This window comes from Chryseobacterium sp. AC405b, from assembly GCF_979258685.1.
Map to the genome: position 1 here is coordinate 946,379 of NZ_OZ409877.1, position 15,703 is coordinate 962,081.

Consider the following 15,703-nt stretch of genomic DNA (forward strand, 5'->3'; position numbering starts at 1 on the left):
CTTCAAGAAGGGAATTTCTCTACATATCTAAATAATCACTATTCCCAGGAAGATTGGTGATTTTGGAAATCGGATAAATAAACATATCATCAAAGTCATTCAGCGCATTAATCAACTGAAAATGTGAGAATTCTTTAATATTTTGTAAAGTGATTTCTGTTTCTTTTATTTTCTTCTTCTTCAACAGATGTTGTCTTTGAACGCCATTTAAAAGATAAGTTGACGGTGTAAACCAATCTTTCCCTTTTTGGAATAAAAGATTGGAAAATGAGGTGTCGGTAATGTGGTTATTCTTTACGATGATGATTTCTTCGGCTTTAGATTTCATCTTCATTTTCTCCAGTTCTTTACGGTCTTCAAACTTAAAAGAATAGTCATAAATATTATTCTCAACCAATTGAAAATCCTGTATTTCCGGAATGGCGTAAGGAATCATCTGTGTTCTGAATTTTTTATCCAGATCATACGTCAACCTTAATTTGTACAAACCATCCTCATCATGATTCAGGTTTTTAAAAATTTTTTCCAAATCAATCGAACCTTCTTTCCCGAAATGGGCAAAAGTATCGTTGACACGTTTTTGGTGAAATTCCAGTAGGAACAACTCCTGATCCTCTACTTTAATGCTTTCAATGAATTGGTACATAGATTTTATTTTTCATTTCCTGATACTCGTCTTCTAATTTACTCATGTGCGTAATTCCGCCCCCGCTTTTGAAATACAGATGATCACCTTCTTTTTCTATAAAACGAATCATCACGCAGCTGTCTAGATTTTCACCATCAAACCAACCGCAAACTCCGGTGTAAAAACCTCTGTCGAAACCTTCTGCTTCAAGAATGATTTCTAAAGTTTTAGGTTTTGGAGCTCCTAAAATTGATCCTGCGGGCAAAAGTTTTTGCAAAATGCTGCCTACTCTTCCTTTAAATTCAGTTTTTAAATTTCCCGAAATTTCGGAACTCATCGCATACAAATCTTTCTGCTGAGTTTTCAAAAAATCAATATGCTGGAATTTGTCAACTTTTACATTATCTGCGACCATACTCAGATCATTTCTAAGCAAATCAACAACAGTATAATGCTCGGCTTTTTCTTTTTTATCATTCTTCAAAATTTCTGCAGCATTTTCCAAAGATGCGTCAATAGTACCTTTCATCGGATAAGTGAAGATTTTATCACTAATTATTTTGACGAAAATTTCAGGAGAAAAAAATACAAAAAAATCCTTATACAAGACTTTGTATTTTGCATGAGAATGATGAAAAATTTCTTCTAAACTTAAATTAGTTTCAATTTTTGTTTTTCGGGTATAGTTTGTAAGATAAGAATTTCCCAGGCGAATGTTTTTCTGAACGTGGTCGAAGCCTTTTTTAAAGCTTTCCTGTGATTCCGGATAAGCTTTCCAATCTGTTTTCTTATGTAATGCTTCTTGCCTTTCTGTGTTTGAAAATGACTGAAAATCAATTAACAAACCCTTTCTTTGAATTTCATTTTCAGTGGAAATTTCTACTTTGTCAACGAGAAAATCTATCATAAAGAAAAAAGGAACTTTCTGAAGTGAAAGCTCATCCATTTCAATAAATTTTTGATGATTTGCCGAAAACATTCCGCAAAAGTAGTTATTGATGTTTACTTTTGCACAAAATATTTTCAATGCAGGAGAAATATCCACAAAAACCGGGACTCGATTTTATCTTAAAGCAGGCTTTTTATTATTGGAACAGAACATTGCTCTATCAATTAATGTTTTCAATTGTTTACTTTTCTATATTTTTGACCGTCTTTTTTTTCATATCAAATAGATATGGTGTTTTTGATCAATTATCAAACATTATATCAGATTCTTTGCAGGCTGGCCCAAAAGGATTTGAAGCAGTCAATAGAGAAATGGCAACATTAAGAACAACCAAAAATTATCAATACACTACTCTTGGCATGTTGGCTCTCTCAGCATTTTTATATCCTTTAAATTTAGGTTTTTTTCAAATCTACAGAAAAATAGATTTAAAAGAACCATTGACATTATCTGATCTTTTTGTGGGCTACAATGGCATTAATTTCTTCAGATATACTTCATATTTTGTATTTTGGTTTTCATTATATACGTTCATCACTCCTACATTGATTCTTCCGTTTATTTGGATTTTATGCACAATGCTTATTTCTCCATTGATGTTTTTCCAAAATAAAACAATTCTTGAAGCAATTTCAATGAACTGGAAAGCATTAAAAACAAATTTCATAGAAATATTTGTTTGTATTATTGTTGCAGTTATATTTAGATACGTTGGTTTTGCAGTGTTCTTTGTAGGTATTTTACTTACTTTTCCTTTTTGGAATGCAATAATCTATTCACTTTATAAAACTATTTTCAAAGAAGAAATTAAAATTTGAGAATGGTGATTGATTTGTTCTCGAAAAAAATTAAATTTGAGAAACATTAGAAATAAACACCATGTCTGAATTTAACGAATTTGACCAGCAAGGATCTGCTCCAAAGAGAGATACCGGATCTATTATATCGCACGCTTTTGAAATGTATAAAGGCGTTTTCCTGTATGCAATTGTAGTTACAATTTTTATTTTCATCGGAGATTTTATTATACAATCTATTTCAGGATATAATTATTGGAGTGATTTTAGGGATTTTTACGGTGACTATTCTCAGATAAATTCCTTTGATAGACCTGGTGCTTCTCTTTACTACTCAGGCTTTGGATTGTTAAGTATTTTGCTATCTCCGCTTTATGTAGGATTAATTTTTATCACCAATAAATTTAATAATAAAGTTCAGATTGAGTTTTCTGATCTTTTTATCGGCTATCGTCAAAATCTTGGGAACATTCTTCTGTACAGTTTAATTACCAATATTTTGCTGTTTGTAGCTGCGATGCTATGCGTTATACCTGTGTTTTTTGTTTTTCCCTTGTTTTTATTGGGCTATCCTATTCTTTTATTTGAAAATGCCAATGGCATAGATGCATTAACTAAAACCTATAATATTGCCAAAGAAAACTATGGTGTATTTTTGCTAACCGGTATTTTGGGAGTCTTAATTAGTGTTGCCGGAATTGTATTATGTTGTATTGGTATAATTTTTACTGCACCATTTATTTATATTGTTATGTACTCCATCTACTGTGCATACTTAGGAAAACCAAGACAAATAACTTACAAATAATGTCACACCACGAAAAACAAATTAGCGGAATTGTAATCAAACAGATTGCCCTACTTGCGATTATTTTAACTTTAGCTGCTTTAATTTGCTTTAATCTGGCGCTATTTTTACCCTCTCTTTTGGGAGCAATTACCATCTATGTAGTTTGCAGAAAGTATAACTTCTATCTGCAGGAAGAAAAAAAATGGAAACCTTGGGTTGCATCTTTGGTTCTGATGCTGGCAAGTCTGGTAATTATCATTTTGCCATTATACTTCATTGGTGATCTTCTTATTGAGAAGCTGGGAAATGCTAAAGCGTACATGGAAAAATTCAATGTGTTTATTGAAAAAATTCACACATTTGTATACAATAAAACAAAGTTTGATCTCCTGAATAAAGAAAATATGGCAAAGCTTAAAAACTTTGCCGGACAATTTTCTACAACTGCCCTTAGCGGAACTTTTAATACTCTGACAGTCATTATGTCGATGTATTTTATTCTTTATTTTATGTTTGAAAAGCCAAGATTGTTTGAACGGATACTTGCATCTGCAGCTCCGTTGAAAAGATCGAATGTTTCTTTAATTGGTGAGAAGATGCGTAAACTCATCATGGCAAACGCTATCGGAATTCCGGTAGTAGCTTTAGGACAAGGCATTGTAGCTCTGATTGGTTATTTTATCTTTGGCGCACCCAGTCCGATTCTGCTATTTGCTCTTACTGCAGTTGCATCGATGATTCCAATTGTTGGAGCGGCGATTATCTATGTGCCAATCTGTATATTTATGATTGCTGAAGGTCAAACAGGTCCCGGAATTGGCTTAGGAATTTACTGTTTGATCATTGTGGGAATAACGGATAATTTGCTTCGTTTTACCTTACTTAAAAAACTGGAAAATATCCACCCGTTGAATACTGTTTTTGGAATCATTATGGGAATGAATTTATTCGGATTTATGGGGTTGATATTTGGCCCTATCTTTATATCTTTTACTCTTTTGCTTATTCAGGTATACAGAAATGAATTTTCTGATGATGACACGCCGGAACTGGAGCTTTCAAGTAAAGACAAAAATGAAGAATTGGAAACTAAAATTGACTTAATCGTTTAAAAATGGAGCAGGGAATAAATCCGGAAATTCTAAAAGAAATTTGTGTGGAAAAAATGCCTTTTGGTAAATATCAAAATACGATTCTGGCTGATTTGCCAATTAATTATCTTGAATGGTTTCATCGCCAAGGAATGCCGAAAGGAAAACTGGGAATGCAGCTTTCTACGGTTTACGAAATAAAACTAAATGGTTTGATGGATTTACTGACTCCTCTTCGTGGTGCCGGAAAAGCAGAATATCAAAAACCAAAGACAAAAGTTTATAAATTTTAAGGAGTAATTTTTGGACTAAAAATAATTTCGGCGGCACCAAAGGTGCCGCCGAAATTATTATATCATTATAATAATCAGCCCTTTAATGCTGCAATTTCATCTCTCAACTGCGCAGCTTTTATAAAATCTAAATTCTTTGCAGCACCTTCCATCTCCTTTTGTTTCTGGAGAATCAGTTTTTCTACGTCTGCAGTAGCATAAGTTGCCTTTACATCGGCAACTTTTTGTAAAATCTGTTTTTGAGTATATTTTTCATCCGGAAAATCCTTACTTCGTCCCACTAGATTTTCAGAAATCTTTTTATTTAAAGCAGTAGGAACTTTTCCGTGTTCCAAATTATATGCAATCTGTTTTTCACGACGATATTCAGTCTCATCAATAGTTGACTGCATTGATTTGGTGATTTTATCGGCATACAAAATTGCTCTTCCATTGAGGTTTCTTGCGGCACGACCAACAGTCTGGATCATAGATCTTCTGCTTCTCAGCATTCCTTCTTTATCGGCATCAAGAATAGCTACAAGGGAAACTTCTGGTAAATCTAAACCTTCTCTCAATAGATTAACCCCTATTAAAACATCAAAAATTCCTAAACGCAGATCCTGCATGATCTGAATACGTTCCAAAGTTTCCACGTCAGAGTGAATATATCTGGTTCTGATTCCGAATTTTGTGAAATATTTAGTCAGTTCTTCCGCCATTTTTTTAGTCAGAGTGGTCACCAAAACTCTTTCATCAATTTCAGCTCTTTTTCTGATTTCTTCCATTAAATCATCAATCTGATTTAAAGAAGGGCGCACTTCGATAATTGGATCTAAAAGCCCGGTCGGACGGATGATCTGCTCAATATATTCGCCACCTGTTTTCTCCAGCTCATAATCTGCTGGTGTTGCAGAAACATAAATTACCTGATTTTGAATTCCTTCAAACTCTTCAAATTTTAAAGGACGGTTATCCATTGCCGCAGGAAGTCGGAACCCGTATTCCACCAAAGCCTCTTTACGGCTTCTGTCACCACCATACATGGCGTGAACCTGCGGAATGGTAACATGGCTTTCATCAATGACCATCAGATAATCTCTGGGGAAATAATCCAAAAGACAGAAAGGTCTGGATCCCGGCAATCTTCCGTCAAGATAACGAGAATAATTTTCGATTCCTGAGCAATAACCGAGTTCTTTAATCATCTCAAGATCGAGCTCTGTTCTTTCCTGAAGTCTTTTTGATTCTAAAGGTTTTCCGATTTCAGAGAAAAAATCAACCTGCTTTACCATGTCATCTTGAATGTTTCTTATCGCTCCGTTCAAAGTTTCTTTGGAAGTCACAAAAAGGTTCGCAGGATAAATTTGAATCTGCTCAAAATTAGCCGTTGTATTTCCGGAAATCGGATCAAAACTTTGGATTTTCTCAATCTCATCTCCGAAAAACTGTACTCTTACTCCATTATCTGCGTATGCAGGGAAGATGTCGATGACATCACCTTTTACCCGGAACGTTCCCCGTTGAAAGTCTGCCAATGTTCTGGAATATAATGCATTAACTAATGAATGAAGAAGTGCTGTTCTCGTGGTCCGTCTCTCCAATTTGAAGCGAAATTAATGATTTGTGAAACTCAGCAGGATTTCCCACACCGTAAATACATGATACTGAGGCTACAATCAATACATCCCGTCGACCTGAAAGCAAACTTGCAATCGCCGAAAGACGCAGTTTTTCTACTTCTTCGTTGATGCTCAGGTCTTTCTCAATATAAGTTCCTGAACTAGCAATATATGCTTCAGGCTGATAATAGTCGTAGTAACTTACAAAATATTCTACAGCATTTTCCGGAAAAAATTCTTTAAACTCCATAAAAAGCTGAGCTGCCAAAGTCTTATTGTGCGCTAAAACCAACGTTGGTTTTTGGGTATTGTGAACAACATTGGCAACGGTAAATGTTTTACCAGAACCCGTCACACCGAGTAAAGTCTGGTATTTCTCACCGATTTCAATACCTTCAGTCAGTTTTTCAATTGCTGTAGGTTGATCTCCGGTTGGTTTATAATCTGATTGAAGCTTGAATTGCATTGAACAAATTTAGTAAATAAAAAAGAGTCCGAAATGACTCATTAAATATAATTATTATGTTTTTTGATAATTGGTAAATGTCATGATGAGAGGAGTCTTACATTCTGTTTCAATAAGATTTTCATCTTTTTTTGCGGGTTTCCATATTACATTTTATTGATGTTTTTAGTGTTTTTTAAGCTTCATCGTTGAAAGCCTCGTTTTCGCCAGAAGTTCTAGTGTTATTTACTTTACCGTTTTATCAATTTGAGCAGTATTACAGATTTTAGTGTTTTAAAATTTTTTTATGGCATTATTTTTACTCTTGTGTACAAAACCACTTTAAATATTAATTATGAACAAACTACTGTTACCTATTTTATTAGCCTCGGCAACAAGCCTCGTTTCGTGTCAGGGAAAAGGAAAGCCAAGCGAACCGTCTGCAAAGGTAGAAAAACCCAACACCAACTATAAACCAGCTTTTGAAGGACAGACAAGAATTGCAACAGTAAAGACAGCCACACCATACAATGTGGAAGTTTTAAACAAAGATTTAGGAAAACCTTGGGGAATCATTAATTTACCAGACGGACGGTTTTTAATTACAGAAAAATCAGGTTTCATCAACGTTGTTTCTGCGGACGGAAAGGAAATTTCAAAAATTGAGGGTTTTCCTAAAGTTGACGATAAAGGTCAAGGCGGAATGCTTGATGTTGCCCTAGATCCCGATTTTAAAACCAACAACATGATCTTTTTTGTTTTTTCTGAACCTTTCGGGGAAGGAAATCTAACCTCTGTTGCCAAAGGAAAACTATCTGCAGATCTGAAAAACATTTCTGATGTAAAAGTAATCTTCCGTGCAACACCCTCTTACAAGGGTGACAAACATTACGGAAGTCGTCTGCAATTTGATAAAGACGGAAATTTATTTGTGAGTACGGGAGAAAGATCCGACAAAGAAACCAGGGTCTATGCTCAGAAAACGGATAATTATTTAGGTAAAATTTTAAAAATAACCAAAGATGGAAAACCCGCTCCCGGCAATCCATTTATTGGTAAAGACGGTTATAAACCTGAAATCTATGCATTTGGAATCAGAAGTCCGCAAGGTTTGGCTTTAGACGAAAAAGGTCAGCTTTGGGATATTGAAATGGAGCCAAGAGGCGGAGACGAAATCAACCTGATTCAACCCGGTAAAAATTACGGTTGGGGAGATGTAACATACGGAATCGAATATTCCGGAGAAAAAATCAATAATGGAACGACGCAAAAAGAAGGAACAGAACAGCCCGTTTATTATTGGGATCCTGTAGTTTCACCAAGTGGCGTTACTTTCTATACCGGGAATATTACTGAATGGAAGAACAATTTATTCATAGCCTGCCTGAGCGGACAACACATCAACAGAATTGTGATGAAAGATAACAAAGTGGTGGGTGAAGAACGTTTGCTTTTAGACCAAAAAGAAAGATTCAGAGACGTTTTGAACGGATCTGATGGAAATCTGTACGGAATTACAGACAGCGGTAAACTGTATAAAGTTTCTAAAAAGTAACACACTCTAAAACAAATAAAAAATGCCTGAAAGATTTTCAGGCATTTTTGTTTTAAAAACTTTTGATTATTCGATCTAAACCTTCTGACAAGATTTCCTGTGAAGTAGAAAAGCATATTCTCACATGGCCTTCCGCACCTTTTCCGAACCATCGTTCAGATCCGGGAACAATCGCAACTTTTCCTTTCTGCAAAACGTGTTGGGCAAATGTGTCACTTGACATTCCGTTTTCAATTTTAGGGAAGATTACAAAGGTTGCCTGTGGAAGATTAGGAGTTAAAATCCCAGAATTACTTAATGTCTTATAAGCTAAATCTCTGTTATTCTGAAGGTGTGCCAAGAATTCATCAAACCACGGTTTTGCTCTGTCAATCGCAACACTTGCGGCAATTTGTGACAAAGTAGAAACACCTTCAATTGTTGAATTGAATTGAGATTTTTCTGTAAAATTATCCAAAATTTGCTGATCATTGCATAAAACCGCACCAATTCTTAACCCTGCAATTCCAAATGATTTTGAAAAACCAAATACGGTAAAACTTTTCTTTTTGGCTTCTTCAGAAACAGAAGAATAGGTGTTAAATTCTCTTTTATCGTACACAATATCACTCCAGATCTCATCGCTCATCACCCAAAGATCATGTGCCGCAGCAATTTCGGAGATTTTCTTTAAAATTTCTTTTGAGTAGATACGTCCCACAGGATTGTGAGGATTACAAATGCTGATTAATTTAGTTTTCGGACCGATTAAAGAAACCAATGTTTCAAAATCAATATCTCCCGTTTGAGAATCTACCGGACATAATTTCAGAACCCCACCAACTGCATCAACTGTTTTCTTAAATAAAAAATCAACCGGATCAAAGATGATGGCTTCATCTCCGGGATTCAAAACATATTTGGCAACCATGTACATTCCCATTGCGGCACTGTTAACAGCAAGTACATTTTCCGGTAAAAAATTTCCGTTTTTCCCAATATTAAAATGTTCTGCAACGCTTTTCTTAAATTCAGGCAGACCGGAAAATGGCCCGTAACTCAAATATCCGTCTTTGATATACTCAATAATCCCCTGTTCGATTTCTGTAGACATTCTGAAATCCGGATCAGCTGCCGTTAAAGGAATAATTCCGTCTTCTAACGTTGCCCATCTTCCGTTGTAGGCCTTTTTTTTGAGAGCCTCAAAATTTATATCAGTATTATTAAACATATTATTTGTAAGATATTGGTAATGTGTCTTTTGGTTGTTGATCTAATGGTAACAGAAATTGATCCAGCAATGTTCTGCCGTTTCTTATGTGCGTTTCAATTTCCGGTTTTCTTTCCTGCTCGTAGCTTTCAAAAGTTTCCTGAAGGCCTTTTTTCTCCAACAAAAGCTGTGTGAGAATATAAGAGTCTTTCAGTGCAGACGTTACGCCCTGACTGGTAAAAGGAATCAGAGGATGTGCTGCATCTCCCAAAAATGCAATGTTGTTATGATAAAAAGGATTGAGTTTTTCCAATTCATATACTCTCCAAATATGTGCGTTTTCGTAACTGGAACCTTTGATAATTGAAGTAACCAGCGGATTCCAGTTTCCAAAATGATCGAGCATAAACTGCTTGATTTCCTCCGGACTGTCGCTTTCCTTGATGACATATTTAAAGGTATCAAACTGGCAATACCATAAAATTTTGGTGGAAGACAGTTTCAAAACTCCAAAAGTCAAACCGCCATCCTCATGATGAAATTTCAGAAAATTGCTCTCAATCTGAGCGGCAATCTCTTCGTTTTCAATGATATTGACAACTTCATTTTCTCTTACCGCTTTCATTTCTTCATTCTCGAATATGGCTCTTCTTATTCTGCTTCGGGATCCATCTGATGCAATCACAATATCCGATTGTAAAGAAGTTCCGTCTTCAAACTGCATTTCTGCGTTTCCTTCATTAAATCCAATTAAGTTTAATGTTTTGTTGTAAGAAATTTTATCTGCCGGAAGATGTTTACTTAGCACTTCGATCAAAGTGCTTCTCGAAATCACAAAAACATTATCCAAATCTTTTTCAGAAATAATGTTGCCGTTGTGACAATAATGAATATATTTTTTTAAGAAACTTCCTTTTGTATAAAGCTCTTCGATATCAAGAATCTGAGATAGATATTCAATACCTTCTTTTGGTAAAATAAAACCATGACCTTTGAGATCATCTTTTGTTCTTCGCTCGTAGAGATGGTAATCAATATTATTTTTTTCTAAATAATTGGCCATGCTCAATCCCGAAACGCCGGCTCCTATAATTGCAACTGTGCTCATTTTAATTAGGATTTGAGTTTAATAGCCAAAGATCACCATTCTTGATTTTCCTGCGCTCCAGTTTATTTTCGTTGCTCAGGTTTAATAAAAACTCCTGTGATTTTTCAAAAGAAATATTAGAAAGCACAGCAAATTCCTGAGTGGTAAGCGTAGGATAAACTGCAAATAAATTTTGCCATTCTTTAGAATATTCGTTTCTCTTGGCTTCCGGATCAATCTTTTTTACTCTCTTCTCAAAATCTTCATAAGGTTTAAAACCATAGAGAATATCAAGCATCTCGTCATCTTTTACAAAAATCAAAGTAGGAAAACCTCTTACACCCAGTTGCCTTCCCAAATCAAGATCTTTTTTGAATTCTATTTGTGCGGTAGATTCGTAATCTTCTTTCCATTTTGCAACATCCAGTTGAGCCAAACCAGCTGCTTTTTCTAAATGTTCGGTTTTAGTGATATTTAATCTATCTAAAAAAACCATTTCACGGATGATTCTTAAAAACACAACTGCCTTCTTTTTATCCTGCATTTGTGCAGCTTTAAAAGCAATTGACGGAGGATAAGATGAATTCAGAGGATCTTCAACCCAAACATCACCATCGATAGGCATCTTGTAATGCGGGCTAACCTCTTCCCAATGTCCCGCAACATCGCTTGGCTTACTGATTCCGCCGGAATTGTAGATATCCCAAGACGGTAGAAGACCGCCCATACGATAATCAATATCAATTGCCTGTCCGTATTCTAATTTTAATTTTCTCAATTGAGGTTCAATTCCCCAACATGATGAGCAGATTGGGTCTGTATAATAAATGATTGTTATTTTGTCTGTCTTAAGGTCTTTTAGCTGAGCAGAAGATGTCTCAGCAGCTGGTGTTTCTAAAATTTCGCATACACCTTTTTCGTAGTCACAGTTTAGAAGAGGATTATTATTCATTTTATTAGAATTTATTAGATTAAAAAATAGAGTTAGAAATGTAACGAGTGTGATATCCAAAGCACAAGATTTTTGGTTTTTGTAATAATTTAAGCAAGTATAAAAGTAATAATAACAAGAACGTTATTATGAAAGAATATTATTCCGGTGCCTTAAATACGTTGTCGTCAGAATGGAATCCTGCCACACCGCCGCTTACCGCAAATTTCATTGCCGTTGCGGCCGTCATTCCCACTACTGGTTTGATGTTTTTTTCTTCGGTTACGATGACCCAGCCGGAAATTGCATACGAATGCGGAAGATAAACCGCTACAAAATTGTGCTTATGTACATCTGCCATTTCTTTTTGAGTAAGAAATCCTATTCTCCAGATCTCCGGATTTTCGTTGGTTTTTACCCAAACAGGATCGCTGAATTTTTTCTTATCACCCACAAACGAAGACATCACATCTTTTGTTGGCGAATAAATATGTTTGATACCCGGAGTTCGTTCTAAAATTCTGTCTATTGCGTCTACAAAAAATCTTCCTACAACGAATTTGTTTCCCAAATATCCCAATAATGCCGTCACCAGAATTGTAGAAACAAAAACAAGCCCCGGAATTTGTCTGGCCACAGAAGGAATGATATTGTCAACGGATGAAATCACATACCATATCACAAAAATCGTCAATCCGATAGGACCGATGATCAATAATCCCTGAAAGAAGTTTTTCAGAAAAAAATTGGTGATATTTTCAAAAGTAAGTTTTTTCAATTGATCTTTTTAGCCGTGTATGGTTTCTTTGTTTCCGTAAGATTGTATGATTTTAGCTTCATATTCCAGCCATTCTTCCCAACGCTTGTTCACTTGATCAGGATCGCCAAGTTCTCTTGCAAAACCGATAAATGTTGTATAATGGTTGGCTTCAGAAATCATCAGCTCTTTATAAAATGTTTTTAATTCTTCGTCTTTTATATGCTCTGTTAAAACTTTAAATCTCTCACAGCTTCTTGCCTCAATCATTGCTGCAAAAAGCATTTTGTCGACAATTAAAGTATCTCTGTGACCTCCTTTTTGGATAAAATTAACCAGCTCATTAACGTAATCATCTTTTCTGGTACGTCCGAATGTGTAACCCCTTTTTTTGATGATCTCCAGAACCTGCCCAAAATGTTGTAATTCTTCCTGAGCAATTGCCAAAAGTTCTGTCACAATATCAGGACGTTCCGGAAGCATGGTAATTAACCCTATGGCATTGGTAGCAGCTTTTTGCTCACACCATGCGTGGTCGGTCAAAATTTCCTGAATGTTATCTTCTGCAATATTTGCCCACCTTGGGTCGGTAGGAAGTTTCAACTTAAACATGATGTAAAAATTTTGGTAAATTTAATTAATAAAATTTACATTCATATCAAGCTATATTTTTTAAACGTTTTTTTCACTTTCAAAATTTGTGGCACAGAGTTGGTTTAAGATATTTTAACATTAAAATATATACTATGGAAATTAAATCAATCGCAAAAAAAATGCAAAACTTTGCATTAGCCATGATGACTTTATTATTTAGCATTGTTGCATCTGCACAAGAAGCCGTAACAGATTCTAAAGTAAGCACATCTACAACAACTACCACTACCGAAGAATGGTACACCAACCCAACTTACATCATTATCGGGGCAATTTTATTTATTGTTTTGGTAGCAGTACTGGTAAGAGGAGGACGTACCAGAAGAGACTAAATTAAAACATTAAGAAAAACCGCTCAGAAAATCACTGGGCGGTTTTTTTACGCAAAATTTCCAAAATATCCCATCCAAAAGCATCGATTTTCTTCAAACCTGTTGCGATGATAAAGGCTAAAATGACGTTGATGATGTAAATAAAAACCATCAAAACCCACCAAGGCATTAATTCTTTCATCGGAACAACAAGAAAATAAACCAAAGACGAGCTGATTCCCTGTCCGAAATAAAAGAAGATAGCATTTTTACCAATATGCGTGACGAAATTTTCTTTTGTGATTTTCAATCTGTTGTAGAGCACAAATAAAGTGGTTAGTGAAAATAAAGTCCAGATGATATACGGTGTTTGCGGCGGGAATTTTTGTTTATTGATTTTGAAAAATATTTCATTTCCAAAATGCCAGAACATCCAAACCAGAGCTGCAGCCACCAATCCGTAAAGCACAGGAATTACCCTGGTCGGGATTTTTTTTCCACGCATTCTGTTTCCGATAAGAAAAACGGCCATGTAAAAAGCTACATAACCTACCTGTCCGGTCGGATAATATTCCGGGAAAATATTAAACAGTAAAGTTAAAGCAATACAGATTCCTATAAACCAATTGACGTGCTTCGGGAAAAATCTTAAAATCAAGACTCCAAAAACAGTGAGAATAAAATAGACCTTAAGATACCAGAAACTTCCCATCACAACCGGAAAAGTATCTGCATTACTATATTCATGAAGATACCAATTACCAAGGTTTTGCCATTGCGGAGCTGTAGAAATACTTGTTGCTGAATATTTTGACCCGAAAGTTGAATAAAAACTTTGCAACCATTCGAGTGAGAAAAAGGTGAGTCCGAAAATTTTAAATAAATAATCTAAAAAGAACAGAAGCGTCACAAAAATCATGTACGTTATCTGCAGTTTTAAAAGGCGGTAAAGTGTTTTTTCGATGTTAGCTCCTGATGTTATTCCGCTTAAAGCATAAAAAAGTGCAACATCGAAAACCAGAGAAAACACACGTAATTCCGGAATGATGTAAAACTGCCCCGACCAAAATGCCGTGTGAATAAATATAATGGAAAGCGTTGCCAGGCCTTTCGCAAAATCAATGTAGAGATCTCTGTTCATTTTTAATTAGGTAATTCTTTTGTGATTTTTTTAAGCTGATCATATTCAAAAAAATACAAACTTCCTTCCCATTTTGGTTTCTCTTTTCTGTCAATTCCTCGTAATTCATTTTCGAATAACCGATGATATCTTACAGAGTACCATGAATTGTAAGAATCGTTATCAATTGAAAATAAAGGTTCGGTAAAAACTTCAGACCGCTGTTCTGTTGTTTTTTGAAGATGAGAATATCCTTCCATCACAAGAAAAAGTTTGTAATTGTTTTCTTTTGCAAACCGTTCATAATTTGACATTGGAAGACAGTATTGTGATGTGCAGCCATTTGTAAAAATATAAACTATAGATTTTGGATGTTTTTTCAACTCTTCTCTGAGCTGGCTTCCGTTTATTTTATAAACTTGCTGTGTATTTGTATCATCAAAATTCTTCAGAGGAACAATGGTCTGCTTTTCCTCATCTGAAAGTTTCTTGTAATCGTTTGTCAATCCGTAGACCGTACATGATGTAAGTGATATACAAAGTAGAATGCTTAAAATTATTTTCATTGGAAGTTTTTTTTCAAAAATACGATTAATTCCTAAGAATTTTTTTTACCAATCGTTGCAAAATTTGTGATTTGATTTTGGTTAAGCAAAAAATAAGAAAAAAATTGATATTTGCATTAGTTAATTTGAATATAATCAGTATATTTGCACCTCGAATTAACTAAAAATTTATAGACAATGTTTGCAATTGTAGAAATAGCAGGGCTTCAATATAAAGTTGAGCAAGACCAGAAGTTGTTTGTGAACCGTTTGAAAGGAGATAAAGGAGGAAAAGTATCTTTCGATAAAATTCTTCTTACTGTAAACGGAGCAATCACTGTAGGCGCCCCAGCTGTAAGCGGTATCACTGTAGAGGCAGAGATCCTTGACCACGTAAAAGCTGATAAAGTAATCATCTTCAAAAAGAAAAGAAGAAAAGGTTATGAAGTAAAGAACGGTCACAGACAATCTTTAACTCAAATTCAAATCACTGGTATTACAGGATTTGACAGTAAAAAAGCAGAGAAGCCTGCTAAAAAAACAACTAAAAAAGCTGACGCTGAAAGCGCAGAATAATTGTTAAACCAAAAAACCTTAAAATAAAATGGCACACAAGAAAGGAGTTGGTAGTTCCAAAAACGGTAGAGAATCTCATTCTAAAAGATTAGGTGTGAAGATTTTCGGTGGACAAGAAGCTATTGCTGGTAATATCATTATCAGACAAAGAGGCACTCAACATCACCCAGGTAACAATGTGGGTATGGGTAAAGATCACACTTTGCACGCACTTGTTGACGGTAAAGTAGTTTTCAGAAAGAAAGCAAACAACAGATCTTACGTATCTATTGAGCCGAACGCATAATTAATTTTAGCGTTTTATAAAATAAAAATCCTCAGCATATTTGTTGAGGATTTTTTGTTTCTAATTATTTAGTCAAATGACTACTATTTTTCTTCAAA

General features: G+C 35.0%; 17 protein-coding genes and 1 pseudogene. 8 read left to right on the plus strand and 10 right to left on the minus strand.

What is annotated here, in order from left to right:
* Nucleotides 1-19 precede the first annotated feature (19 nt).
* On the minus strand, nucleotides 20-646 hold the full coding sequence (locus ACZZZA_RS04525) for an aminotransferase class IV (RefSeq protein ID WP_463430011.1): 627 nt from the start codon (nucleotides 644-646) through the stop codon (nucleotides 20-22).
* Nucleotides 630-1,607 carry an aminodeoxychorismate synthase component I gene (locus ACZZZA_RS04530; protein ID WP_463433734.1) on the minus strand — a complete coding sequence of 326 codons (978 nt, stop codon included), beginning with the start codon at nucleotides 1,605-1,607 and terminating at the stop codon, nucleotides 630-632. Before ACZZZA_RS04530 ends, ACZZZA_RS04525 begins: the two co-directional genes overlap by 17 nt.
* A gap of 47 nt (nucleotides 1,608-1,654) precedes the next feature.
* On the opposite strand from ACZZZA_RS04530, the gene ACZZZA_RS04535 reads away from it, so the two are divergent.
* From ACZZZA_RS04535 to ACZZZA_RS04550, 4 genes are all read left to right on the plus strand, one after another.
* Entirely contained in the window at nucleotides 1,655-2,395 is a 741-nt protein-coding gene (locus ACZZZA_RS04535) for a hypothetical protein (protein WP_463430012.1), read from the plus strand.
* A 61-nt stretch (nucleotides 2,396-2,456) separates the two neighbouring features.
* Nucleotides 2,457-3,182: a beta-carotene 15,15'-monooxygenase gene (locus tag ACZZZA_RS04540; protein ID WP_463430013.1), complete on the plus strand. Its 726-nt coding sequence runs from the start codon at nucleotides 2,457-2,459 to the stop codon at nucleotides 3,180-3,182.
* Nucleotides 3,182-4,276 (plus strand): AI-2E family transporter, encoded by a 1,095-nt coding sequence (locus ACZZZA_RS04545; protein ID WP_463430014.1) that lies wholly within the window; start codon nucleotides 3,182-3,184, stop codon nucleotides 4,274-4,276. Before ACZZZA_RS04540 ends, ACZZZA_RS04545 begins: the two co-directional genes overlap by 1 nt.
* A gap of 14 nt (nucleotides 4,277-4,290) precedes the next feature.
* The gene (locus tag ACZZZA_RS04550; protein WP_463433736.1) at nucleotides 4,291-4,548 is read left to right on the plus strand and encodes a DUF3820 family protein; all 258 of its coding nucleotides are present in this window, start codon (nucleotides 4,291-4,293) and stop codon (nucleotides 4,546-4,548) included.
* Between the two features lie 74 nt (nucleotides 4,549-4,622).
* On the opposite strand, the pseudogene uvrB reads toward ACZZZA_RS04550, so the two are convergent.
* Nucleotides 4,623-6,615: pseudogene (gene uvrB / locus ACZZZA_RS04555) on the minus strand (excinuclease ABC subunit UvrB).
* 334 nt (nucleotides 6,616-6,949) lie between these two features.
* On the opposite strand from uvrB, the gene ACZZZA_RS04560 reads away from it, so the two are divergent.
* On the plus strand, nucleotides 6,950-8,149 hold the full coding sequence (locus tag ACZZZA_RS04560; RefSeq protein WP_463430015.1) for a PQQ-dependent sugar dehydrogenase: 1,200 nt from the start codon (nucleotides 6,950-6,952) through the stop codon (nucleotides 8,147-8,149).
* 52 nt (nucleotides 8,150-8,201) lie between these two features.
* Here ACZZZA_RS04560 and ACZZZA_RS04565 read toward each other — a convergent pair whose 3' ends face one another.
* The 5 genes from ACZZZA_RS04565 to ACZZZA_RS04585 all read right to left on the minus strand — a co-directional run bounded on the left by ACZZZA_RS04565 (nucleotide 8,202) and on the right by ACZZZA_RS04585 (nucleotide 12,725).
* Complete coding sequence (locus tag ACZZZA_RS04565; RefSeq protein ID WP_463430016.1) at nucleotides 8,202-9,359, minus strand: pyridoxal phosphate-dependent aminotransferase; 1,158 nt, start codon at nucleotides 9,357-9,359, stop codon at nucleotides 8,202-8,204.
* Nucleotide 9,360: 1 nt separating this feature from the next.
* On the minus strand, nucleotides 9,361-10,446 hold the full coding sequence (locus ACZZZA_RS04570; RefSeq protein WP_463430017.1) for an FAD-dependent monooxygenase: 1,086 nt from the start codon (nucleotides 10,444-10,446) through the stop codon (nucleotides 9,361-9,363).
* Between the two features lies 1 nt (nucleotide 10,447).
* Nucleotides 10,448-11,377, minus strand: a complete 930-nt coding sequence (locus ACZZZA_RS04575) for a DsbA family protein (RefSeq protein WP_463430018.1) — start codon at nucleotides 11,375-11,377, stop codon at nucleotides 10,448-10,450.
* A gap of 139 nt (nucleotides 11,378-11,516) precedes the next feature.
* On the minus strand, nucleotides 11,517-12,134 hold the full coding sequence (locus tag ACZZZA_RS04580; protein WP_463430019.1) for a DUF502 domain-containing protein: 618 nt from the start codon (nucleotides 12,132-12,134) through the stop codon (nucleotides 11,517-11,519).
* 9 nt (nucleotides 12,135-12,143) lie between these two features.
* Nucleotides 12,144-12,725 carry a MiaE family protein gene (locus tag ACZZZA_RS04585; RefSeq protein ID WP_463430020.1) on the minus strand — a complete coding sequence of 194 codons (582 nt, stop codon included), beginning with the start codon at nucleotides 12,723-12,725 and terminating at the stop codon, nucleotides 12,144-12,146.
* Between the two features lie 134 nt (nucleotides 12,726-12,859).
* Here ACZZZA_RS04585 and ACZZZA_RS04590 point away from each other — a divergent pair, with 134 nt between their 5' ends.
* Nucleotides 12,860-13,099 carry a hypothetical protein gene (locus ACZZZA_RS04590; RefSeq protein WP_463430021.1) on the plus strand — a complete coding sequence of 80 codons (240 nt, stop codon included), beginning with the start codon at nucleotides 12,860-12,862 and terminating at the stop codon, nucleotides 13,097-13,099.
* 31 nt (nucleotides 13,100-13,130) lie between these two features.
* On the opposite strand, the gene ACZZZA_RS04595 is transcribed toward ACZZZA_RS04590, so the two are convergent.
* A complete protein-coding gene (locus ACZZZA_RS04595; RefSeq protein WP_463430022.1) occupies nucleotides 13,131-14,219 on the minus strand; it encodes an acyltransferase family protein in 1,089 nt (362 codons plus the stop codon).
* A gap of 2 nt (nucleotides 14,220-14,221) precedes the next feature.
* A complete protein-coding gene (locus ACZZZA_RS04600) occupies nucleotides 14,222-14,764 on the minus strand; it encodes a hypothetical protein (protein WP_463430023.1) in 543 nt (180 codons plus the stop codon).
* 177 nt (nucleotides 14,765-14,941) lie between these two features.
* On the opposite strand from ACZZZA_RS04600, the gene rplU reads away from it, so the two are divergent.
* Nucleotides 14,942-15,319, plus strand: a complete 378-nt coding sequence (gene rplU / locus ACZZZA_RS04605; protein ID WP_463430024.1) for a 50S ribosomal protein L21 — start codon at nucleotides 14,942-14,944, stop codon at nucleotides 15,317-15,319.
* A gap of 28 nt (nucleotides 15,320-15,347) precedes the next feature.
* Nucleotides 15,348-15,605 (plus strand): 50S ribosomal protein L27, encoded by a 258-nt coding sequence (gene rpmA / locus ACZZZA_RS04610; protein WP_162087950.1) that lies wholly within the window; start codon nucleotides 15,348-15,350, stop codon nucleotides 15,603-15,605.
* The last annotated feature ends 98 nt before the right edge of the window (nucleotides 15,606-15,703 follow it).

What these genes read in the sequence shown, in the direction of transcription:
- ACZZZA_RS04575 (WP_463430018.1), bottom strand. Translation starts at nt 11,377, where the DNA reads ATGAATAATAATCCTCTTCTAAACTGTGACTACGAAAAAGGTGTATGC.
- ACZZZA_RS04570 (WP_463430017.1), bottom strand. Translation starts at nt 10,446, where the DNA reads ATGAGCACAGTTGCAATTATAGGAGCCGGCGTTTCGGGATTGAGCATG.
- rpmA (WP_162087950.1), top strand. Translation starts at nt 15,348, where the DNA reads ATGGCACACAAGAAAGGAGTTGGTAGTTCCAAAAACGGTAGAGAATCT.
- ACZZZA_RS04585 (WP_463430020.1), bottom strand. Translation starts at nt 12,725, where the DNA reads ATGTTTAAGTTGAAACTTCCTACCGACCCAAGGTGGGCAAATATTGCA.
- ACZZZA_RS04590 (WP_463430021.1), top strand. Translation starts at nt 12,860, where the DNA reads ATGGAAATTAAATCAATCGCAAAAAAAATGCAAAACTTTGCATTAGCC.
- ACZZZA_RS04540 (WP_463430013.1), top strand. Translation starts at nt 2,457, where the DNA reads ATGTCTGAATTTAACGAATTTGACCAGCAAGGATCTGCTCCAAAGAGA.
- ACZZZA_RS04545 (WP_463430014.1), top strand. Translation starts at nt 3,182, where the DNA reads ATGTCACACCACGAAAAACAAATTAGCGGAATTGTAATCAAACAGATT.
- ACZZZA_RS04565 (WP_463430016.1), bottom strand. Translation starts at nt 9,359, where the DNA reads ATGTTTAATAATACTGATATAAATTTTGAGGCTCTCAAAAAAAAGGCC.
- ACZZZA_RS04530 (WP_463433734.1), bottom strand. Translation starts at nt 1,607, where the DNA reads ATGTTTTCGGCAAATCATCAAAAATTTATTGAAATGGATGAGCTTTCA.
- rplU (WP_463430024.1), top strand. Translation starts at nt 14,942, where the DNA reads ATGTTTGCAATTGTAGAAATAGCAGGGCTTCAATATAAAGTTGAGCAA.
- ACZZZA_RS04525 (WP_463430011.1), bottom strand. Translation starts at nt 646, where the DNA reads ATGTACCAATTCATTGAAAGCATTAAAGTAGAGGATCAGGAGTTGTTC.
- ACZZZA_RS04595 (WP_463430022.1), bottom strand. Translation starts at nt 14,219, where the DNA reads ATGAACAGAGATCTCTACATTGATTTTGCGAAAGGCCTGGCAACGCTT.
- ACZZZA_RS04535 (WP_463430012.1), top strand. Translation starts at nt 1,655, where the DNA reads ATGCAGGAGAAATATCCACAAAAACCGGGACTCGATTTTATCTTAAAG.
- ACZZZA_RS04600 (WP_463430023.1), bottom strand. Translation starts at nt 14,764, where the DNA reads ATGAAAATAATTTTAAGCATTCTACTTTGTATATCACTTACATCATGT.
- ACZZZA_RS04560 (WP_463430015.1), top strand. Translation starts at nt 6,950, where the DNA reads ATGAACAAACTACTGTTACCTATTTTATTAGCCTCGGCAACAAGCCTC.